Source organism: Pseudomonas sp. TNT3, from assembly GCF_010095445.2.
Classification (GTDB): Bacteria; Pseudomonadota; Gammaproteobacteria; order Pseudomonadales; family Pseudomonadaceae; genus Aquipseudomonas.
In genome coordinates this window covers 44,997-66,840 of record NZ_WFGV02000032.1, presented here as the reverse complement: position 1 = coordinate 66,840, position 21,844 = coordinate 44,997, and the positions used below count along the sequence as shown (strand labels likewise).

General features: G+C 60.4%; 18 protein-coding genes. 11 read left to right on the top strand and 7 right to left on the bottom strand.

From position 1 onward, the window contains the following. The first annotated feature begins 43 nt into the window (after window positions 1-43). On the top strand, window positions 44-916 hold the full coding sequence (trxA, locus tag GBC55_RS18870) for a thioredoxin (protein ID WP_162438867.1): 873 nt from the start codon (window positions 44-46) through the stop codon (window positions 914-916). A gap of 135 nt (window positions 917-1,051) precedes the next feature. Here the strand turns inward: trxA and GBC55_RS18865 are convergent, their stop codons facing one another. Then, window positions 1,052-1,399: a hypothetical protein gene (locus tag GBC55_RS18865; RefSeq protein WP_162438866.1), complete on the bottom strand. Its 348-nt coding sequence runs from the start codon at window positions 1,397-1,399 to the stop codon at window positions 1,052-1,054. Between the two features lie 136 nt (window positions 1,400-1,535). Between GBC55_RS18865 and GBC55_RS18860 the strand changes: the two genes are divergently transcribed. The 5 genes from GBC55_RS18860 (at window position 1,536) to GBC55_RS18840 (ending at window position 5,711) form a co-directional block, all read left to right on the top strand. Beyond that, complete coding sequence (locus GBC55_RS18860; RefSeq protein WP_162438865.1) at window positions 1,536-2,135, top strand: DUF2796 domain-containing protein; 600 nt, start codon at window positions 1,536-1,538, stop codon at window positions 2,133-2,135. A 139-nt stretch (window positions 2,136-2,274) separates the two neighbouring features. Next, a complete protein-coding gene (locus GBC55_RS18855; RefSeq protein WP_162438864.1) occupies window positions 2,275-2,985 on the top strand; it encodes an ABC transporter ATP-binding protein in 711 nt (236 codons plus the stop codon). 1 nt (window position 2,986) lies between these two features. Beyond that, window positions 2,987-4,252, top strand: coding sequence for an ABC transporter permease (locus tag GBC55_RS18850; protein ID WP_162438863.1), 1,266 nt, complete (start codon window positions 2,987-2,989; stop codon window positions 4,250-4,252). Between the two features lie 22 nt (window positions 4,253-4,274). Further along, the gene (locus GBC55_RS18845) at window positions 4,275-4,793 is read left to right on the top strand and encodes a DUF3299 domain-containing protein (RefSeq protein ID WP_162438862.1); all 519 of its coding nucleotides are present in this window, start codon (window positions 4,275-4,277) and stop codon (window positions 4,791-4,793) included. A 219-nt stretch (window positions 4,794-5,012) separates the two neighbouring features. Further along, the gene (locus tag GBC55_RS18840; RefSeq protein WP_162438861.1) at window positions 5,013-5,711 is read left to right on the top strand and encodes an OmpW family outer membrane protein; all 699 of its coding nucleotides are present in this window, start codon (window positions 5,013-5,015) and stop codon (window positions 5,709-5,711) included. Between the two features lie 104 nt (window positions 5,712-5,815). On the opposite strand, the gene GBC55_RS18835 is transcribed toward GBC55_RS18840, so the two are convergent. Beyond that, a complete protein-coding gene (locus tag GBC55_RS18835) occupies window positions 5,816-6,745 on the bottom strand; it encodes an NAD-dependent epimerase/dehydratase family protein (protein ID WP_162438860.1) in 930 nt (309 codons plus the stop codon). Next, complete coding sequence (locus tag GBC55_RS18830) at window positions 6,738-7,622, bottom strand: sugar nucleotide-binding protein (RefSeq protein ID WP_162438859.1); 885 nt, start codon at window positions 7,620-7,622, stop codon at window positions 6,738-6,740. Before GBC55_RS18830 ends, GBC55_RS18835 begins: the two co-directional genes overlap by 8 nt. Before the next feature lie 322 nt (window positions 7,623-7,944). Between GBC55_RS18830 and GBC55_RS18825 the strand changes: the two genes are divergently transcribed. Beyond that, on the top strand, window positions 7,945-12,249 hold the full coding sequence (locus GBC55_RS18825) for a DEAD/DEAH box helicase (RefSeq protein WP_162438858.1): 4,305 nt from the start codon (window positions 7,945-7,947) through the stop codon (window positions 12,247-12,249). A gap of 115 nt (window positions 12,250-12,364) precedes the next feature. Here GBC55_RS18825 and GBC55_RS18820 read toward each other — a convergent pair whose 3' ends face one another. Next, window positions 12,365-14,485, bottom strand: a complete 2,121-nt coding sequence (locus GBC55_RS18820) for a mechanosensitive ion channel family protein (protein ID WP_162438857.1) — start codon at window positions 14,483-14,485, stop codon at window positions 12,365-12,367. A 310-nt stretch (window positions 14,486-14,795) separates the two neighbouring features. On the opposite strand from GBC55_RS18820, the gene GBC55_RS18815 reads away from it, so the two are divergent. From GBC55_RS18815 to GBC55_RS18800, 4 genes are read left to right on the top strand one after another with little or no spacing between them, the layout of a single operon-like run. Beyond that, window positions 14,796-15,722, top strand: coding sequence for a DUF72 domain-containing protein (locus GBC55_RS18815; protein WP_162438856.1), 927 nt, complete (start codon window positions 14,796-14,798; stop codon window positions 15,720-15,722). Further along, on the top strand, window positions 15,719-16,513 hold the full coding sequence (locus tag GBC55_RS18810) for an endonuclease/exonuclease/phosphatase family protein (RefSeq protein ID WP_162438855.1): 795 nt from the start codon (window positions 15,719-15,721) through the stop codon (window positions 16,511-16,513). Before GBC55_RS18815 ends, GBC55_RS18810 begins: the two co-directional genes overlap by 4 nt. Next, a complete protein-coding gene (gene clsB / locus GBC55_RS18805; protein ID WP_162438854.1) occupies window positions 16,510-17,802 on the top strand; it encodes a cardiolipin synthase ClsB in 1,293 nt (430 codons plus the stop codon). The genes GBC55_RS18810 and clsB overlap by 4 nt, the downstream gene beginning before the upstream one ends. Continuing rightward, window positions 17,789-18,778: a lysylphosphatidylglycerol synthase domain-containing protein gene (locus tag GBC55_RS18800; protein WP_162438853.1), complete on the top strand. Its 990-nt coding sequence runs from the start codon at window positions 17,789-17,791 to the stop codon at window positions 18,776-18,778. Before clsB ends, GBC55_RS18800 begins: the two co-directional genes overlap by 14 nt. 56 nt (window positions 18,779-18,834) lie before the next feature. Here the strand turns inward: GBC55_RS18800 and GBC55_RS18795 are convergent, their stop codons facing one another. From GBC55_RS18795 to GBC55_RS18785, 3 genes are all read right to left on the bottom strand, one after another. Continuing rightward, complete coding sequence (locus GBC55_RS18795; RefSeq protein WP_162438852.1) at window positions 18,835-19,593, bottom strand: alpha/beta fold hydrolase; 759 nt, start codon at window positions 19,591-19,593, stop codon at window positions 18,835-18,837. Then, complete coding sequence (locus GBC55_RS18790; protein WP_162438851.1) at window positions 19,583-20,692, bottom strand: DUF3182 family protein; 1,110 nt, start codon at window positions 20,690-20,692, stop codon at window positions 19,583-19,585. Before GBC55_RS18790 ends, GBC55_RS18795 begins: the two co-directional genes overlap by 11 nt. A 129-nt stretch (window positions 20,693-20,821) precedes the next feature. After that, complete coding sequence (locus tag GBC55_RS18785; RefSeq protein ID WP_162438850.1) at window positions 20,822-21,808, bottom strand: GlxA family transcriptional regulator; 987 nt, start codon at window positions 21,806-21,808, stop codon at window positions 20,822-20,824. Between the last annotated feature and the right edge of the window lie 36 nt (window positions 21,809-21,844).

The window sequence follows — 21,844 nt, the reverse complement described above, 5'->3', positions numbered from 1 at the left end:
CAAGCCTTATAGTTGCCCCATCCACGCTTTTACGAGATCCCCCATGAGTCAGGAAACGCCGTACATCTTCGACGCCACGACTGCCGATTTCCAACAGTCGGTGATCGAGAACTCTTTCCACAAGCCCGTGCTGGTGGATTTCTGGGCCGAATGGTGCGCGCCCTGCAAAGTGCTGATGCCGATGCTGCAGACCATTGCCGAGAGCTATCAGGGCGAGTTGCTGCTGGCCAAGGTCAACTGCGATCTGGAACAGGACATCGTCGCCCGTTTCGGCATTCAAAGCCTGCCGACCGTGGTGCTGTTCAAGGATGGCCAACCGGTCGATGGCTTTGCCGGTGCGCAGCCGGAATCCGCCGTGCGCGCGATGCTGGAGCCTCACGTGCAGATGCCGCCACCGGCTGCGGCCGACCCGTTCGAACAAGCCCAGGCGCTGTTCGACGACAGTCGCTTTGCCGATGCAGAAGCGGTGCTGGCAGTGCTGTTGGGCGAAGACAACACCAACGCCAAGGCGCTGATCCTGTATGCCCGTTGCCTGACCGAGCGTGGCGAACTGGGTGAAGCCCAAACCGTGCTCGACGCAGTGAAGAGTGATGAACACAAGGCCGCCCTCGCCGGTGCCAAGGCGCAGATCCAGTTCCTCGGCCAGGCCAAGGACCTTCCCGATGCGGCGGTCCTGAAAGCCCGACTGGCGAAAAATCCTCAGGACGACGAAGCCGTCTATCAACTGGCGATTCAGCAGTTGGCCCGCCAGCAGTACGACGCGGCGCTGGATGCACTGCTCAAGCTGTTCATCCGCAATCGCAGTTACAACGAAGGTCTGCCGCACAAGACGTTGCTGCAAGTGTTCGAACTGCTCGGCAATGACCATCCGCTGGTGACCACGTACCGCCGCAAGTTGTTTGCCGCGTTGTATTGATGGCAACCCCGATCTCGTAGGAGCTGCGGCACGCTGCGATCTTCTGATCTTGTTTTTTACGGTGCTGAAAATAACCGAAGATCAAAAGATCGCAGCGTGCCGCAGCTCCTACATGAGATGTGTATTTTTCGGGGTTTATTCGATCCAGCTGTAAAGCGGCGTATCCCCGCCGCTTGTCACCTTCACCTCTGCACAGTGGCGCAAACGCACCAATAGGCGTTTGCCGGAGGCGGCGCTCCCGGTCAGCCCTTCCAGTTGCTCAAGCAAGTCCGGCCCGCTCAATTGCCCGGCCTTGCGCAGCAGGTCCTTGGTGATCTGCCAAAGCGCATCGTCCTGATTGACCGGTTTCGCCGTGGCCGCAGCCGCACTGGCCTCGGGCTGGGTGACCTGCAACTGCGCGCCAAGCCGCGCCCAATCGCCGTCATCCATTTCCAGCGTCAAATCCACCGGCCAATCGCCGATGCTTCCGCGTATACGCAACATAAGCTCGCTCCTGCACATTTCTTCCCTGCATGCTCCCATGGGGCTTGTGCAACGCCAAGCAGCCGGGCAAACTCTCCGCACTTACGTTATAAGATTACATAACAATATCTTCATCTTTCTATCCGGGGATCCTCACATGCGTCGTCTGCTGCTCGCTCTGCCGTTTGCCCTGTTACCGCTGGCTGTCGCCCATGCGGCGCAAGAACATGATCACGACCATGAACACGGCAGCCTCGCCGCCCATGAGCACGGCGTCGGTCGCTTGAACGCGGCGCTGGATGGTCAGACCCTGGATCTGGAGCTCGAAAGCCCGGCAATGAATCTGGTGGGCTTCGAACACGTTGCCACCACCGACGCTGACAAGGCCAAAGTCGCCGCCGCTCGGGCGCAACTGGAAAAACCGCTGACCCTGTTCAACCTGCCAAAAGCTGCCGGCTGCGTGGTCGCGACACAGAAACTGGAAAGCCCGCTGTTTGGTGACAAGCCGCACGCCGATGATGATCACGATGAAGATGGCCACGGTAAAGATGCGAAAGGCGAGCATCATCACGACCACAGCGAGATTCACGCCCATTACCACTTCACGTGCTCGGCACCGGGCGCGCTGACATCTCTGGACCTGGCGAACATCTTCAACACATTCCCGGCCACCCAGAAAATTCAGGTACAACTGATCGGCCCGAGCGGGCAGCAAGGTGTTGAAGTGACGGCCAAGGCGGCTGCGCTGAAATTCTGACTCCACCCTGATCCCTGTAGGAGCTGTCGAGTGCAACGAGGCTGCGATCTTTTGACTTTAAAGATCAAGATCAAAAGATCGCAGCCTCGTTGCACTCGACAGCTCCTACAGGGTTATCTGTGTTCATGAAATGGGTGTTATGACTAAACCACTGATAGAACTATCCGATCTGGGCTTCAGCTGGCCCGGTCATCCGCTGCTGCTGGACATCCCGGCTTTTCGCCTGGAACCGGGCGAAACCCTTTTCCTCAAAGGCCCCAGTGGCAGTGGCAAAACCACCCTGCTGGGCTTGCTCGGCGGCGTGCAGAAACCAGATCGCGGCAGCATCCGCTTGCTTGGCCAGGAACTGACCGAGCTCGGTGCCGGCGCCCGCGACACGTTCCGCGTTGATCACACCGGCTACATTTTTCAGCAGTTCAACCTGCTGCCGTTTCTCTCGGTACGGGAGAACGTCGAACTGCCCTGCCACTTCTCCAGACTGCGCGCCGAACGGGCGATCCAGCGCCACGGCAGCGTCGATCAGGCGGCGGCTACCCTCCTCGCCCACTTGGGCCTGAAGGATCAAAACCTGCTCAGCCGTCGTGCCGATTCCCTGTCGATCGGGCAGCAACAACGCGTGGCGGCCGCACGCGCGTTGATCGGTCAGCCCGAGCTGGTCATCGCTGACGAACCGACGTCAGCCCTGGATTACGACGCCCGCGAGAATTTCATTCGCCTGCTGTTCGCCGAATGCCGTGAAGCGGGCTCCAGCCTGTTGTTCGTCAGCCACGACCAAAGCCTCGCGCCGCTGTTTGACCGTCATCTGTCGCTGGCCGAACTCAATCGCGCCGCCACGCCCGAAGAGGTTTGAGATGTATTTGTTTCGTCTGGCCATGGCCAGCCTGGCTAACCGCCGTTTCACCGCAATCCTCACCGCTTTCGCCATCGCCCTGTCGGTGTGCTTGTTGCTGGCCGTCGAACGCGTTCGTACCGAAGCCAAGGCCAGTTTTGCCAGCACCATCAGCGGTACCGACCTGATCGTCGGCGCACGCTCGGGTTCAGTAAACCTGTTGCTGTATTCGGTGTTTCGCATCGGCAATGCAACCAACAACATCCGCTGGGACAGCTTCGAGCACTTCGCCAACAACCCGAAAGTGAAGTGGGCCATCCCGATGTCGCTGGGCGATTCTCACCGCGGCTATCGAGTGATGGGCACCACCGACGCGTACTTCGAACATTATCAATACGGTCGCCAACAGCATCTGGAATTGGCGGATGGCCGTGCGTTCGCCACCGACCCTTTTGAAGTGGTACTCGGCGCCGAAGTGGCCGATGCGCTGCACTACAAGCTCGGTGACAAACTGGTGCTGGCCCACGGCGTGGCGGTGATCAGCCTGGTAAAACATGACGACAAGCCCTTCACTGTCGTCGGCATTCTCAAACGCACGGGCACTCCGGTTGACCGCACGTTGCACATCAGCCTGGGCGGTATGGAAGCGATTCACGTCGATTGGCACAACGGCGTACCGGCCCAGGGCAAAGGCCGGATCAGTGCCGATCAGGCGCGCAACATGGACCTCACACCGCAAGCGATCACAGCGTTCATGCTGGGTCTCAACAGCAAGATTTCGACCTTCGCCGTGCAACGGGAGATCAACGAATTCCGCGGTGAACCGATGCTCGCCATCCTGCCCGGCGTCGCGTTGCAGGAATTGTGGAGCTTGATGAGCACGGCGGAAAAAGCCTTGTTCGTGGTCTCGCTGTTCGTGGTGTTGACTGGATTGATCGGGATGCTCACGGCGATTCTCACCAGCCTCAACGAGCGCCGTCGAGAGATGGCCATCTTGCGTTCGGTGGGCGCTCGGCCGTGGCATATCGCATCGTTGCTGGTACTGGAGGCGTTTGCTCTCGCCTTGTCCGGGGTGATTGCCGGCGTGGCGCTGCTGTACGTCTGCATCGCGGCGGCCCAGGGTTACGTGCAGGCAAATTACGGGTTGTTTCTGCCATTGGCGTGGCCAAGCGAATATGAATGGACGCTGCTCGGTGGCATTCTGGGCGCCGCGTTGTTGATGGGCAGCGTGCCGGCCTGGCGTGCGTATCGCCAATCTCTGGCCGACGGCCTGTCGATCCGATTATGAATGCTCCATGAAGAGACTGAATATGCCCCGCGCTCTGCTTGCGCTGTTGATGCTGGTCGCCCTGCCCCTGTGGGCGGCCGAGCCGAAAGACCTGACCTGGTCGGAAATGATCCCGCCGGACGCCGCGCCTGAAGTACCCAACATGACGCCGTTGCACGACCTGTCGCAGATGAGCAACGCGCTGTCCGCCGAATCGGCACCAGCGGCGAAACAGGACATGCCCAATGCGCCGGTGGTGAAAGGTCTCGACGGTCAGAGCATCCGGCTGCCCGGCTATATCGTGCCACTGGAAGTCAATGAAGACGGGCGCACCACCGAGTTTTTGCTGGTGCCGTATTTCGGCGCGTGCATCCACGTCCCGCCACCGCCGTCGAACCAGATCGTGCATGTGAAAAGCGAGGTGGGCGTGAAGCTGGATGAGCTGTACCAACCGTACTGGATCGAGGGGGCGTTGCAGGTCAAAGCCTCCACCAGCGAATTGGCGGATGCGGGGTATCAGATGGAGGCGGACAAGATTTATGTGTACGAGCTGCCGGAGTGAATCGGTGGTCTTGTGTTGTCTGGTCAATCGCCATCGCGGGCAAGCCCGCTCCCACAGGATTCAGGTGATCACTGTGGGAGCGGGCTTGCCCGCGATGGGTCCCTCAACGTTGCACAAAAAGCTCGACTATCAGCGTTTCATTGAGCTGTATCAAAAGACCGGATTGTTAGCCGCCTTACCATTGGACATCGAAAACTTTTAACGTCCTTTGGAGCCCACATGCACAAGTCCTTGCTCAGCGCTTCGCTGTTTGCCCTCGCGCTCGCAGCCCCGCTCGCCTACGCCCACGAAGCGGGTGACATCATCGTTCGTGCCGGTGCGATCACCGTTAACCCGAAAGCTGACAGCTCCAGCGTCAAGGTCGACCAAGGCCCGTTGGCAGGTGCCGATCTGGGCGGCAAGGCCACCATGAGCAGCGACACGCAGCTGGGTTTGAACTTCGCTTACATGCTCAACAATAACTGGGGCATCGAGTTGCTCGCAGCCTCGCCGTTCGAGCATGACGTGAAGCTCAAAGGCACCGCCCTGGGCGCGGCCAACGGCAAACTCGGCACCCTGAAACACCTGCCGCCCACCTTGAGCATTGTGTACTACCCGCTGGACCATAAGTCCGCGTTCCAGCCTTACGTCGGTGCCGGTATCAACTACACCTGGATCTACGACGAGCACGTCGGCAGCGAAGCCAGCGCCAACGGCTTCAGCAACTTCAAGGCGGAGAACTCCTGGGGCATGGCGTTCCAGATCGGTGCCGACTACATGATTACCGACAACATCATGCTCAACGCCCAGGCGCGTTACATCGATATCGACACGACGGCGACCGTGGAAAACAACGCTGTGGCGCCGGGCACCCGGGCCAAAGTCAATGTGGATGTGGACCCGTTCGTGTACATGGTGGGTCTGGGTTACAAGTTTTAATACAGACGTGGACTGCTTTTGTGGCGAGGGAGCTTGCTCCCTCGCCACAGGGAACGATCAAAAAAAAAGGCGCCTCGAAAGGCGCCTTTTTTTGGCCGGGACAATCAGCGTCCCAACAACCGCGCCAGACCGACGCTCATGGGTGTCTGCTCTGGATAGGTAAAGCGCTCCAGCAACCGACGGTTGTTCGCCCGCGAATGACGAATGTCACCGGAGCGCGCCGGGCCGTAGCTCACGGGCGGCAACTCTCCCACCACCGCTTCCAGCGCCTCAAGCATCTGCTTGAGCGTGGTGGCCTGATTCCAGCCGACATTGACGGCGCCTACTTCAACCTGCGGTTTCTCGATGGCTTGCACCAGCAAGTCGACCAGATCTTCGACGTAAACAAAATCCCGCGTCTGCTCGCCATCCCCAAACACGGTGATCGGCAGGCCTTTCTGGGCTCGTTCGCTAAAAATACTGATGACCCCGGAGTACGGCGAGGAGGGATCCTGACGCGGTCCGAAGATGTTGAAGAAGCGGAAAATCACCGGTTCCAGTCCATGCTGGCGGCGGTAAAAATCGAAATAGTGCTCGCTCGCCAACTTGTCCGAAGCGTACGGCGTCAGCGGCGCTTTTGGCGTGTCCTCGTCGATCGACTCGCCCTCACCGTTGTTGCCATAGACCGCTGCACTGGAGGCAAACAACGCGCGTTTGACGCCGGCCTGCCGCATGGCTTCGCAGACGTTGAGCGAACCGATGAAGTTGCTCTGATGGGTTTTGACCGGATCATCGACCGACGCCTGTACCGAAGCGACCGCCGCCAGGTGCGCCACCGCGCTGCATCCAGCCATCGCCCTGGCCACCAGATCGGCGTCGGCGACGTCGCCCAGGATCAACTCGACCTTGGGATTGTCCAGCGGCAGGTTGCTGCGTTTGCCGGTGGAGAGGTCGTCGAGAATGCGCACCGAATGCCCCTTGGCAAGCAATGCGTCGGTCAAGTGCGAACCGATGAAACCGGCACCGCCGGTGATCAAAACTGGGCCGTCAGCCATGGCGATAGAACCTATCCAGTAAGCCCGGGAGTGCCGCACGCCAGGCGCGTGGTTTGATCCCGAACGTGTGCAGAATTTTCTTGCAAGCCAGCACCGCGTGTTGCGGTTCTTCGCCAGCATCCGGGCGCGCAGCGTGAGCCTGGGCGGTCGGTGCTTCGATGGCCAGCGGATGCAGGTTACGGGCTTCGGTGAGGATAGCCTGCCCCAATGCCAGCGGCGTGGTCGCCTCATGCCCGGCGTAATGATAGGTGCCCCACAGCGGTGCTGCACAATCGAGTTGCTTGAGCACCGAAATAATCACACGGGCCGCATCATCGACCGGCGTCGGGTTGCCACGGCGGTCGTCGGCCATCAACAGCGCTTCGGGCTTTTCCGCCCGAGCGAGGAAACGCCCCAGTGCGCCATCGGGGCTGTCATCGAGCAGCCAGCCGAAACGCAGCAGCACATGCTGCGGGCACGTGGCACGGACGCTTTGTTCGATGCGCCACAAGGCCTGACCGCGCAAGCCCAGGGGTACGGGTTCATCTTTTTCGCTGTAGGCGGTCGCCCGGGAGCCATCGAATACGCGATAGCTCGATGGTTGCACCAGCACGATGTTGTGGTGCTGGCACAGTTCGGCCAGACGCTCGATCGCGCGCTCCTGCCCGGCCAGACGCTGTTCGCTGACCGTCTCCGCCTGAAACCAGTCGAAGTAATAGGCGAGGTTGATCAGCGCGTCCGGGCGGGTGTCGTCGAGCAATTGCGTCAAGCTCGCGGCATCCCAGCCGTCTTGCGGTGGGCGGGGGGCGAGGAAGCCGATGTCTTCCTCCGCACCGAGGCGAATCAGCGCCTGCCCAAGGGCATTTCCGCCGCCCAGTAACATAAGGCGCATTCGCATAGAGTCAGCAGGCCCAGTCTGATTGGAACGATGGCTGTATCGACAGTACCCGTAGGCGATGTCGTTGATAGTTGCCGGAATCGTTGCATTTTGCGGGTTTAGTGCGCAACCGTCATCCGTAAAGTGTAGATCCCCGGGATTTGTGGTGTTGCTTATGGCCCCATCGCGGGCAAGCCCGCTCCCACAGGGATCTTCTGTGAATGCAATATCGGTGAACAACAGAGAATAATGTGGGAGCGGCTTGCCGCGATGGAGCCAGTAGCATCTGCGAAGGTCTTGAGCGGTACTTGCATCTTCGCCACCCCACCCGCATAAATCACCCATGAATCTACCCATTCCCCCGGACGCTGCTCTGGCAGGCTTTCACCCTGCCGTCAGCGCCTGGTTCCGCGCTACGTTCCCGACGGTCACCGCCGCCCAGGCACGGGCTTGGCCGTTGATTCGCCAGCGCCGCTCGACCTTGATTGCCGCGCCCACCGGTTCCGGCAAAACCCTCACTGCGTTTCTAGCGGTGATCGACGATCTGGTCCACCGAGGCCTGGAGACTGAAGGCGGGCTGCCCGATGAAACCCTGGTGGTCTACATATCGCCGCTGAAAGCACTGTCCAACGACATCCAGATCAACCTGCAAAACCCGCTGGCCGGCATCACCGAACAATTGCGCGCCATGGGCTTGCCCCCCTTGCACATCAACACCGCCGTGCGCACCGGCGATACGCCGCAAAAAGAACGCACGGCAATGCGCAAGACAGCGCCACACATTCTGGTGACGACGCCGGAATCCTTGTACGTGCTGCTCGGTTCCGACTCGGGCAGAAAAATGCTCAGTACCGCACGCACGGTAATCGTCGATGAAATTCATGCCATCGCCGCCAGCAAACGCGGCAGTCATTTAGCGCTCAGCCTCGAGCGGTTGCAGGCGCTGTGCGCTGAACCCCTGACACGCATCGGCTTGTCCGCCACGCAAAAACCCATCGAAGCCGTGTCGCGCTATCTGGTTGGCCGGGATCGCGCATGCGAAATCATCGACATCGGGCACGCCCGTCCACGGGATCTGGGCATCGAAGTGCCGCCCGTGCCGCTGTCGGCAGTCATGGCCAACGACGTCTGGGAACTGGTCTACGACCGCCTCGCCGCCCTGGCCCGCGAACACCGCACCACACTGATCTTCGTCAACACCCGACGCTTGGCTGAGCGCGTGAGCCGACACCTGAGCGAACGCCTGGGTAAAGACGCGGTGGCCGCCCACCACGGCAGCCTGGCCAAGGAGTTTCGTCTGGATGCCGAGCAACGGCTCAAGCGCGGCGAACTGCAAGTGCTGATCGCCACGGCATCCCTGGAATTGGGGATCGATATCGGTGACGTCGACCTGGTGTGCCAGATCGCCTCGCCGCGCTCGATCGCCGGTTTTCTGCAAAGGGTCGGGCGCTCCGGTCACCAGGTCGGTGGCACGCCCAAAGGCCGGTTGTTCGCCACCACGCGCGACGACTTGATCGAATGCACCGCCCTGCTCGACTGTGTACGTCGCGGTGAGCTCGACACCTTGCAGATTCCCAAGGCGCCGCTAGACGTCCTGGCCCAACAGATCATCGCCGAGGTCAGTTGCCAGGAATGGCCGGAACAGGCACTGCTGGACATGTTCCGCCAAGCCTCGCCCTACGCCGAACTCGACGAAAAACATTATCAGGCACTGCTGCAAATGCTCGCCGAGGGTTACAACGGCAGTCAGGGCATCCGCAGCGCTTACCTGCATCGCGACGCCGTGACCCGCACCCTGCGTGGTCGCCGTGGCAGCAAGCTGACAGCCGTGACCAGCGGCGGGACCATTCCCGACAACGCGGACTACAGCGTGCTGCTGGAGCCTCAGGGGCTGAACATCGGCAGCGTCAATGAAGACTTCGCGGTGGAGAGCATCGCCGGCGACGTCTTCCAGTTGGGCAATACGTCCTATCGGATCCTGCGAGTCGATAGCGGTAAAGTACGCGTCGAAGACGCCAAGGGCATGCCGCCGACCATTCCGTTCTGGCTCGGCGAGGCCCCGGGGCGCAGTGCCGAATTGTCATTCGCCGTGGCCCGACTGCAAGCGCAACTCGATGACTTGCTCAGCGCCACACCGGGCGACTTGCAACCGGCCCTCGACTGGCTGACCGACACACTCGGCTTGAACCTCGACAGCGCCGAACAGTTGGTGGATTACCTGGCCCGCGCGCGACTGACCCTGGGTGCCTTGCCGTCCCAGGACACCCTGCTGATGGAGCGGTTTTTCGACGAATCCGGCGGCACACAACTGATCATCCACACGCCGTTCGGCAGTCGCATCAACCGTGCCTGGGGCCTGGCGCTGCGCAAGCGTTTCTGCCGCACGTTCAACTTCGAATTGCAGGCCGCTGCGAGCGAAGATGCGATCGTGTTGTCGCTGTCCACCAGCCACAGTTTTGAACTCGATGATGTGTGGCGTTATCTGCACAGCAACAGCGCCGAGCATCTGCTGATTCAGGCGGTGCTCGACGCCCCGTTGTTCGGCGTGCGCTGGCGCTGGAACGCCAGTGTTGCCCTGGCGCTGCCGCGTTACACCGGTGGGCGTAAAGTCGCGCCGCAGATCCAGCGGATGAAAAGTGATGACCTGATCGCCAGCGTGTTTCCCGATCAGATTGCCTGCGTGGAGAACCTGGCCGGCGAACGCGAAGTGCCCGAGCACCCGCTGGTGGAACAAACCCTGGACGATTGCCTGCACGAGGCCATGGACAGCGAAGGCTGGCTGAACCTGCTGCGACGCATGGAGCGTGGCGAGGTGCGTTTGATCAGCCGCGACTTGCCGGCGCCGTCGCCGCTGGCGGCAGAAATCCTCAGCGCCCGCCCCTATACGTTCCTCGACGATGCCCCGCTGGAAGAGCGCCGCACCCAAGCCGTGCTCAACCGCCGCTGGACCGATCCGCAGTCCACCGACGACCTCGGCGCACTCGATGTCGAGGCGATTGAGGCGGTGCGCGAAGAAGCCTGGCCAGCGCCCACCAGCCTCGATGAAATGCATGAAGCGCTGATGAGTCTGGCGTGCATCACCGAAACCGAGGCGCAGGCCAATACCCATTGGCCCGACTGGCTGAACGCCTTGGCCAAGAGCGGTCGCGCCAGCCGTCTCAATGAATCACTGTGGTTTGCGCTGGAGCGCCTGACCTGCCTGCGGTCGATTTATCCACAGGCGAAGTTGCAGCCACCCCTTGAGGCGCTACCAGGACTCGATGAAGTCTGGGACGCGGACGAAGCCGTGCTGGAAGTGATCCGCGCACGGCTCAGTGCGTTTGGTCCGCTGCCGTTGCAGGCGATCGCCGACCCGCTTGGATTACCCGCCATTCAAGTCACTCAGGCCCTGGCTCAACTGGAGCGCGAAGGGTACGTGCTGCGCGGCCAGTTCACGCCCGGCGCCTCGGAGGATGAGTGGTGCGAGCGGCATTTGCTCGCGCGGATTCATCGCTACACGGTCAAGCGCTTGCGCCGGGAAATCGAGCCGGTGGCTTTGCAGGATTTCATGCGTTTTCTGTTCGACTGGCAGCACCTGTCAGCGGCGACGCAAGGCCAGGGCAGCGCGGTATTGCCGGCAATCGTCGCGCAATTCGAAGGCTACCCTGCCGCTGCATCCGCCTGGGACAGCGACATTTTGCCAGCGCGCATCAAAGGCTACTCCGCCAGCGGGCTGGATGATCTGTGTCGCAGCGGCAAACTTGTCTGGACTCGGCTGACCGCGCGCAACAAAAGCGCCACCACGGCCCTGCGCAGCACGCCCATCCTGTTGCTGCCACGCAGTCAGGTCGGGTTGTGGAGCAGCTTGACCGAACAGACTCCGGTGAGCGACCTGTCACTCAAAACCCAAAAGGTTCATGAGGCTCTCACCCGACACGGCGCATTGTTTTTTGATGAGCTGATTCACGAGGCGCATCTGCTGCGCTCGGAACTGGAAATTGCCTTGCAGGAACTGGTGGGCGCCGGGCTGGTGAACGCCGACAGTTTTGCCGGACTGCGCGCGCTGATCACTCCGGCCAGCAAACGTCAGGCCCGCAGCAGCCGTCGTGGTCGCGGCGCGTTTATCGGCGGGATGGACGATGCCGGTCGCTGGGCGTTGTTGCGACGCGGTCCCGCCGCGCCGATTGTGGATAACAAACGTCCGGCGCCCACCCCCGCCGATACGCTGGAACACATCGCCATGACCCTGCTTCGACGTTATGGCGTGGTGTTCTGGCGCTTGCTGGAGCGCGAGGCGGACTGGTTGCCCAACTGGCGGGAATTGCTGCGCACCTTTCATCGCCTGGAAGCTCGTGGCGAGATTCGCGGCGGCCGGTTTGTCAGCGGTCTGGCGGGTGAGCAGTTTGCATTGCCGGAGGCCATTCCGTTGTTGCGCGAAGTCAGGCGGCGGCCCCATGACGGGAGTCTGGTGGTGGTGTGCGGGGTCGATCCGCTGAACCTTGCCGGCACGCTTTTGCCTGGGGCGAAGGTGCCTGGGTTGGCGAGCAATCGGTTGGTGTATCGGGATGGGGTGCCGGTGGCGGCGGTGATTGCGGGTAAGCAGCAGATTTGGGGGGAGCTGGATCAGGAGGTCGGTGCTGAGGTGCGGAGCAGGCTGATCCAGCGATGATGGTGTTCGGGCTGGCCTCATCGCGGGCAAGCCCGCTCCCACAGTAATTTGCGCCGATAAAAAAAACCTTGTGGGAGCGGGCTTGCCCGCGATGAGGCCAGCAGGACCAACATAGCTACTGACTACGCGGCTGATCCGGCAGCAACACCGACCCATGCTCTGGCGTCTGCCCCTCATCCCCAGGCTCTTCCGCCTGCCGTTTGGGCAGCAAAACCTGCTGTGGATAAGTTTGCGCGAAGTGCACCCACGGGCTGTTATCCACAAGCTTTTTCAAACGCTGATTGAACGCCCGGCTCACTGCATATTGCCCACCCGAGACGGTGCGGAATTGCGCCGTCAGCACCACGCCGTTGAGGTCCATCTTGTCGACGCCGAACACGTCCAGCGGACCTTGCAGGTTGTATTTGAGGAACGCGTCTTCGCGAATCGAATCCCCCGCTTCACGGATCAGTTCGATGGCTTTATCGACATCCGTGTCATAGGTGAACTGCACCGAGAAAAACGCGTAGGCAAATTGTCGTGATTGGTTGGTCACCGCCTTGATCTGGCCAAACGGCACCGAGTGCACAAAGCCCTTGCCGTCCCGCAGGCGCAAGGTCCGGATGGTCAGGCCTTCGACGGTGCCTGCGTGGCCGGAGTCGAGCACTACCCAGTCGCCGATCGATAGCGTGTCTTCGATGATGATAAACAGGCCAGTGATCACGTCCTGTACCAGTTGCTGCGAGCCAAAACCAATGGCCAGACCAACTACCCCCGCACCGGCCAGTAATGGCGCGACGTTGATCCCCAGGTTGGCCATGGTGGTGATTGCGCAAATCACCACCAGGATGATTTTCATCGCGTTGCGCAGCAGCGGCAGGATGGTTTTCACCCGGGTGCTGGGCTGGCGGGCCGAACGCTTGTTGGCCGATGGTTTGAGTGCTTCCTGAATCGCGGTGTCGAGCACCACCCAAACCAGCCAGGTCACCAGGAATATCAGACCGATACGACTCAGCGAGTCACTGATCGCCCGCCCTATCGAGTTGCGCACGGCAAATTCGAACAGCGACACGCCCCAGATTCGTCCGAGGATTTCGATGAACGCCACGGCCATGACGATCCTCAGAAGGGCGTGCAGCAGGCTGAGAAAACGTTCCTTGTAGGCGCTGCTGCGTTGAAGCGCCTCGGCTTGTCTGGACTTGAACAGGTGCTGGAAAATCGTGCTGAGAAATACCGTTCCGATCAGCAAAATAGTAGTGAACAAGGCACAACGCAGGGCTTTCTGATTGTCCTCGCCGACGCCGATCAGGTTGATCGCTGAAACCATCACCATCAGCAGAATCGGCCAGTACCAGAGCCCGGAAAAGATCCGCAGGGACTCTTGCATCGAAGGCTGTTTGAGCCGCTGAGCCAACGGTCGGTTACGGATCAGGTGCGCCACCGGGCGGCGCAGACGAATCACCAGTAAACCAAAGATGATCGAGGCAAAAAGTCCGGTGAATACCGCAACGCTGCTGGTGATATTGCCGCCCAGTTGCCGGGCGATCTGCGGGCTGGTCAACGCGTCGCTCAGCGCGGCGAGGAAGCCGATCAGGAACAGCGGTCTGGGGCAGTAATCACGAATGATCTGCACCGCGGGGCGCTTGTGCCCGGTGTTGAACATGACGATCACGCACAGCAGCATCGAGGTCGAAAAAATACCGCTGCTGGTGGCGTAGGCAAAACACATCGCCAGTGCGCGACCTACCGAGGCCTGCAGGAAATGACTGGCATAGAGCGTTACCGGCAGACAGATGACCGCCGGCAGCGTGTAAGGCAGCACATAGTTGAGCAGGGCCTGGCTGCGCTGGCGGGTTCGCAGCCAGCGCCCCTGGTTCAGGCGCTTGGCCAGAAGACCGCCCAGCACCGTCAGCAAAGCGAAGAGCCCGAGCCAGATGCCGGACAGCAGCAGGAAATCGCCAACGACACTCATGGGCGAGCGCGCCGATGGTTGATTCACCAGTTTGTCGACTTCATCCGCAGCCCTGTCGGCTCGCAGACGCCAGGCGTCCACCAGGTTTTCGTTGAGATCGAGTTTTTCCTGCACATCGTCGATGCTGGAACTGATGGCCCCAAGCAGACCGCCTTGCACCAGCGGCTCAGGCTTGGCCTGCTCCTCGCTGGCAGCGGGAACACCCGGTAGTGCGGCGGCTTCCAGTTCGTTGCTGCCCAGGATCAGCAACGCTCCCAGCAGTATTGCGGTTTTGAATTTGAGCAAAACGCAGGGCTCCTTAAAAACGCATCAGTTAGGAACTGATCGAAAAATGGTCAGCAAGTTCGGTTATAGCTGATAGAAACCCACCCTTGCGGGTCCGGTAAGCGCGACTGGATGAAGTTCAACACGAATCGTCGCCGGACTTAACCCCTGCGGCAGCTCCTACACAATTAAAGGCCGCGTATCGCCAGTCAATACATCAATGGCCGTGCATCGCCAGCCGATACCATCCGTAGCCCCGTCGAAACTTTCTCCCGTTTTGTGCAGTCATCAAAAGACAGAGGCAACCGAGGACCATTAGACGGGAGGCGACATGGCGGCGATTCACATCGGTATTTCAGGTTGGCGTTACGTGCCCTGGCGCGGGGATTTCTACCCAAAGGGCTTGACCCAGAAACGTGAATTGCAATTTGCGTCGAGGGCGGTCAACAGCATCGAAATCAATGGATCGTTTTACGCCCTGCAACGGCCTGAGCGTTACGCCGAGTGGTATGCCGAAACGCCGGCTGATTTTGTCTTCAGCGTCAAAGCCCCACGGTTCATCACCCATATCAAGCGCCTGCGGGATGTGCACAAGCCCTTGGCGAATTTCTTTGCTTCCGGGGTGCTGGAGCTCAAGGAAAAGCTGGGGCCGATCCTTTGGCAATTTCCGCCCAATTTCAAATTCGATGCCGACCTGTTCGAGGGTTTCCTGGAACAACTTCCGCACAATACCCAGCAGGCCGCTGCCCTCGCCCGCCAACATGATTCGCACCTGCCGGGTCATGCCAGCGTGAAGGCTTACAAAAAAAAGCACCTGCGCCACGCCGTGGAAATCAGAAACGACACCTTTATCGACCCCGCTTTTGTCCGCCTGCTCAAGCGCTACAACGTCGCCTTTGTCATTGCCGACACGGCGGGTAAATGGCCGTACCGCGAAGACCTCACCAGCGACTTTGTCTACCTGCGCCTGCACGGGGCCGAAGAACTGTATGCCAGCGGCTACACGTCCGAGGCGTTGAAACGCTGGGGCGACCGGATTGATGCCTGGAATCACGGGAAGCAACCCACGGATCCGCAGCTGATTGCGCCTCGGCAAAAACCTCAGGCACGCAAGTCCCGCGAGGTGTTCTGCTATTTCGACAATGACATCAAGGTCCGCGCGCCTTTTGATGCGCGACGTCTGCTGGAGCGCTTTCATCTCGATGACAGCCTGGCCACGAGACCCGGAGAGCCAGCAGCCGAAGGAGTGCTGCCATGAGCATTTCCGAACAGCCCGATGCTCCCGAGCAACTTCAGACCCACACTGCCGTGCGCCGTTTCACGGTGCTGACGGTCAATACACACAAGGGGTTCACCGCGCTAAACCGGCGATTCATCCTGCCGGAATTACGCGAAGCGGTGCGTAGCGTGTCGGCCGACGTGGTGTTTCTGCAGGAAGTCCATGGCACACACGAGCACCATCCACAGCGCTACGACAATTGGCCGTCGATGCCGCAATACGAGTTCCTCGCCGACACTCTCTGGCCGCAGTTCGCCTATGGCCGCAACGCGGTGTACCCGGCCGGCGATCACGGCAACGCGCTGCTGTCGAAATTCCAGATCATCCGCCATGACAACCTCGACGTTTCCATCAGTGGTCATGAAAACCGCGGGATCCTGCATTGCGTACTCCGCCTGCCAGGTGACGGGCCGGAAGTTCATGCGATCTGCGTCCATTTGGGCTTGCATGAAACCCACCGAACCGAGCAACTCGAATTGCTCGCGCGCCGCCTCGCGGAGTTGCCAAGTGATGCGCCCGTCATCGTCGCCGGCGACTTCAACGACTGGCGCCAACGCGCTGATGCCTTGCTTGAACCTTGCGGTTTGCGCGAGGTGTTCGCGGAGCACCACGGCAAACCGGCGCGTAGCTTCCCGGCACGACTGCCGATGCTACGCCTGGACCGCATTTACGTGCGAAACCTCAAGGCCAGCCGTCCGCAAGTGTTAGTTGCGCGACCCTGGTCTCACCTTTCCGACCACGCACCGCTATCGGTGGAGATTGAGCTATGAGCGTCCCGTCGATGGAGAAAAGCACCGTGGAACATACTTCCGAGCCTCCTGTTCGAGAGCCCGCAGCGGTTGACGTCGAATACGGCTGGCAAGGGAATAATCGGGTTGTGTTGCTGGAAAATGGCGAAGCGTATTTCCCGAGGGTCTTCGAGGCCATGCGTGAGGCCAAGACCGAGATTCTCCTGGAAACCTTCATTGTGTTTGAGGACAAGGTGGGCAACGAGCTGCAGGAAGTGCTGATCGAGGCGGCAAAACGCGGCGTGCGTGTCACCGCCAGCTTCGATGGTTTTGGTTGTGGAGAGCTGACCACCGGCTACCTCACTGCTCTCAGCGAGGCCGGTGTGCACATCCAGATGTTCGATCCGGCGCCCAAGCACCTGGGCATACGCACCAACTGGTTCCGTCGGCTTCATCGCAAAATTGTGGTGGTCGACGGCACGGTCGCGTTCATTGGCGGGATCAACTTTTCCGGTGATCATCTCGCCGATTTTGGCCCCGAGGCCAAACAGGATTATTCGGTTGAAGTGCAGGGCCCGGCAGTGGCCGATATTCATCATTTTGCATTGCTGCAAAGTGGCCGCCCGGCGCGCGCCAAATACTGGTGGCAACGGCGGCGGCAACGGCGCTCGGAACTGGCGTTCAGCGACCATGATGGTCAGGTGCGGCTGGTGTATCGCGACAATGGCGATCATCAGACCGATATCGAAGAGGTCTACCGGCAGGTGCTGCGCAGTGCCCAACGCCGCGTGGTCATCGCCAACGCTTACTTCTTTCCCGGTTATCGACTGCTGCGAGAGATCCGCAATGCTGCCCGTCGTGGCGTGGAGGTGCGGCTCATTCTGCAAGGTCAGCCGGACATGATGGTGGCCAAGCTCGCCGCGCGCATGACCTATGACTATTTGCTCAAGTCCGGTGTGCAGATTCACGAATATTGCGAGCGTCCCCTGCACGGCAAAGTGGCGTTGGTGGATGAGGACTGGAGCACGGTCGGATCAAGCAATCTCGACCCGTTGAGCCTGTCGATGAATCTGGAAGCCAACGTGTTGATACGTGACCGCGCCTTCAACCGCGAACTGTTCGAACGTCTGGAAGACCTCAGCAACAATCACTGCAAGGCCATGTCAGCCGATAAATCCCCCCGCGGTCGGGTCTGGCACATGACCGTGGGCTTTCTGGTGTTCCACTTCTTGCGGCACTTCCCTGCGTGGGCCGGTTGGCTTCCAGCGCATAAACCGCGCCTGAAACGGTTCACTCATCCAACCGGGAGCAAACTCCATGAGCCGCGCTGAAGCCCAACCGGCGCAGCATGCCGAAACCCCGGTAAAATCCCGCTGGAGCCGCTGGAAACGGCCGTTGACGATGTTGTTTTTCCTGGCACTGATCGTGCTGTTCACGATGCTTGCTCGCCGCATCGAATGGAATGAAGTGTTCGAAACCCTGGCCGATTTCAAAGTAAGCACGTTGATTATCGCCTCGGGGCTGACGCTGTTGAGTTTTCTGGTCTACGCCTGTTTTGACCTGATCGGTCGCACGTACATCCGTCAGGACCTGACCTGGAAGCAGATCCTCCCGGTCGGGATCATCAGCTACGCCTTCAACCTGAACCTGAGCGCCTGGGTCGGTGGAATCGCCATGCGCTATCGGCTGTATTCACGATTGGGGGTGAGCAAGTCCAACATCGCGAAAATCCTCGGCCTGAGTCTGGCGACCAACTGGTTCGGCTACATGTTGATTGCCGGCGTGGTCTTCAGCAGTGGGCTGGTGCGCATGCCGCCGGGCTGGAAACTCAGCAGCGATGCGCTGCAATGGGTGGGGGTGCTGTTACTGCTGGTGAGTGCGGGGTATCTGGCGGCTTGCCGGTTTTCCAAGCGTCGCGAGTGGGCGATTCGGGGAGTGGAAATCAACCTGCCATCGCTGCGCATGGCGATTCTGCAATTGGCGTTGGGTGCGTTGAACTGGTCGTTGATGGCGGCAGTGATTTTCACGCTGCTGCCGAGCAAGCTGGATTATCCGCTGGTGCTGGGCGTGCTGTTGATCAGCGCCATTGCCGGGGTGATCACGCACATTCCTGCGGGGCTGGGTGTGTTGGAGGCGGTGTTTGTCGCGCTGCTGCAACATGAGGCTTCACGCGGAAGTCTGGTGGCGGGGTTACTGGCGTATCGGGCGATTTACTTCATTTTGCCGCTGTTGATCACGTTGGTGATGTACCTGGTGGTGGAGGCGAAAGCCAAGTCGTTGCGGATTTCGAAGAAGCCCAGGGATTAAACCTATTCCTTCGCTGAGGAGGGGCTGGCGTGTGGCGAGCCCCTTCTGGGAAATGCTCATTTCGATTGAATAATGCTCAAGCGCTCGCCCACGACCATTTCGGTGATCCAGTCCACCAGAATCGAGGTATAGGCCTGTTGTGAAACAGGCTCGCTCAAGGCGTGATCGGCACCGTCGATGATTCGATGGGTCAGGGAGTGCGTCTGCTGGCAAGCGGCGCGGTAACTCATGATGGTTGCGTGGGGTACGTAGTCGTCCGTCTCTGACTCGACCAGCAACACGTCGCCGGTGAATTGCGAGCATGCATGCAATGCACGATTGCTGTCGGCACGGATCAGCGTGCTGCGGTAATCGCGCAAATCCGTCTTGTCCAGTTCACGCTTGGGCGTGTGCCATTGTTCATCCCGATACAGCGCGGGGACCCGCAGCGCCAGCCAGCGGACCGGGCGTAGAGAAGTCAGAATCGAGGCAAGATAACCGCCGTAACTGGTGCCCACCACCGCGATGGCGGACGTGTCGAGCGCCGGATGCGCAAGCAGCCGATCGTAGGCCGCGAGCAAATCGCGCAGATTGTCTTCACGCGTGACGCGCGTCAGCGGAATGCCGCTGCCACCGGTGTGGCCACGCAAGTCGAACGTCAGGCACACGCAACCCAGACCGGCGATGCCTTTGGCGCGCTCCAGATCGCGCTCCTGGCTGCCGCCCCATCCGTGTACGAAAAGAACCCCTGGGACTTTGGATTTGGGACTCAGGAAAGTCCCGACCATCTGCTCGTCGTCGATGTCGATTTGAATGGTTTCGCTTCTAGCCGTCATAGGATTTAACCGTCACGTACTTGAGAAGAAAGTCACTGTTTTCCGCCGCCCCGCGGTACACCTCGATGGCGTCTGCCGGCAGCGGTTGATCGATGTAGGTTTCCACCGAAGAGACACGAATCGCGCGCATACCCGGATCGTTGACGAAGCTCTGCAAGGCCGCCACCTCGGCGCTGCTGGCGCCGCCCATGCGCCAGGATTGTTCGAGCACGCCGCTGCGACTCTGGCCGTTGCTGTCCAGTCCCTGGGCGATGTCGTAGTTGCGTCGCGAGGCGTAAAACCCCGGATAGGCTTCGTCAGCCGCGCTGTCGAACACCTGGGCCTGGCGGATGGCCAGTTGCACGTCGTCAGCCAACGGCAATTCGAGCAGATCGTCGTAATACCCCTGCACGACCAGCAGGTTCGAGCCTCCATAAACCTGCTCGCCATGGCCGTCTTCGGTCAAGTATTGATCGCCGCAGTAACTCAGCACCCTGTCGCCGATGAAGCTCTGGCCGACACTATGCGTGATGACATTTTGCAGGTCCTGCTCCAGCACGACGCCTTCGACAAACAACGTCCTGGCATCGGGTCGGGCGAGGATGGCATCGAACTGATCAAGACTCTCGACGACTTCCTGCCCGCGCCCGGCGCAAGCGTGAACCGGTTTGAGCCGGATCGGGCCGCTGTACAGCAAGTGCTCCGCCGCAGGCCGGGCATCTTCCAGGGAAAATACGCTGAGACCGTCGAGCACAACGCTGCGCACCCGTTCGGAAAACAACGGCGACCAGCCTTCAGGCGCGTAAGCGTGGCGGTTGAGCAAGCCATGACTGATGGCCTTGGTACAGATGAAATCGTGATCGACGTACCCGCCCCACAGATCCTCGGGGCCTTTCACGCCTAGCTGACGAGCGGCTGCGGCGCCGACTAATGTCTGGGTGGGCAAAAGGTATAGGTCACGGCCGCTGTGCGCGTCGACGTCGTAGCTGCCACCGAATTTGAGCCCGAGGATTTGGGCCAGCCATCGAGCCAGTGCACGGTTGGTTTCCACTTCGTGCAAAGGCGCCTCGGCGCGAACCGAGTGAGCAACGACCAGTTTCTTGCGATTCGTTGGGGTCATGCATCCCCCTTCAATCTGCGCTGGGTGAATGTGGCAGGACCGGTGCCGGGATCGAACCAGGCACCGTCTGCTGGGAACCGTTACTGAATCCGCCGGTTAATCACTCCGACATTTTGCACCCTTGAGCGTTCAACTCTGACCGGCGCCGACGCCAAATCGGTTGCGGTAATCACTTGGCGCCAGCCCGGTGATTTTCCTGAAGGTTGCCCTGAATGCACTGGGGTCTTGATAGCCGACGGTCCAGGCGATGTGATCGATGGTGCCATTGGTGAATTCAAGCATTTCCCGCGCCTTGCCGACCCGCAGATGCTGGCAATACTCGGTGGGTTTGAGGCCGGTTGCCGTGCGAAAACGACGCAGAAAAGTACGCTCTTCCAGCCCTGCCCGCTCGGCCATTGCGGTCAGTGATACCTCGGTCGCACCCGTGCTTTGCAGCCAGTGCTGAACCTTCAGAATCGATGCGTCGCCGTGATTGAGAATAGGTGAGAAGTTACTGCCGCATTCGCTTGCGCTGTCACTGTGCTCGACCACCAGGAACCGCGCAGTTCCGGTAGCGATACTTGGGCCGAGCAGTCGGTCCACCAGGCGTAATCCCAGCTCGGACCATGCCATCAGCCCGGCGGTGGTGATCAGGTCGCCGTCATCGACTATCGGTGTATCAGCCTTGAGCTTGATCGCCGGATAGCGCTCGGCGAAGGTTTTGGCTGAGGTCCAGTGGGTGGTGGCACTGCGTCCGTCGAGCAGGCCACTTTCGGCCAGCAGGATCGAACCGACGCAGACGCCGCCGAGGGTGGCGCCGTTCGCATGGTGCTGCCGCAGCCATTGAATCAAAGCGTGCGAGGCCTGCCCCTCGGAGAAGCCGGCAATCGACGGCGGAATCAGCACAGCTACCAGCGCCTCGTCTGGAGCGGGATGGCTGTCGTAAACGCACTCAGGCGCTTGTTCGCCATTGACCTGCCAATGACTGACCCGCAGCAGCGGCAAACGCGCAGCCTGATGCTCGGCGGCAATACGGTTGGCCACCCCGAACAAGTCCGTCAATCCATGCACCGCCGCCATTTGAGCACCGGGATAAATCAGTACGCCCAATTGCGCGACAGCCCTTTGTGCATCCATTGTCAGTTTTCCCCCTTCTATTGTCGGTGCGGCCAA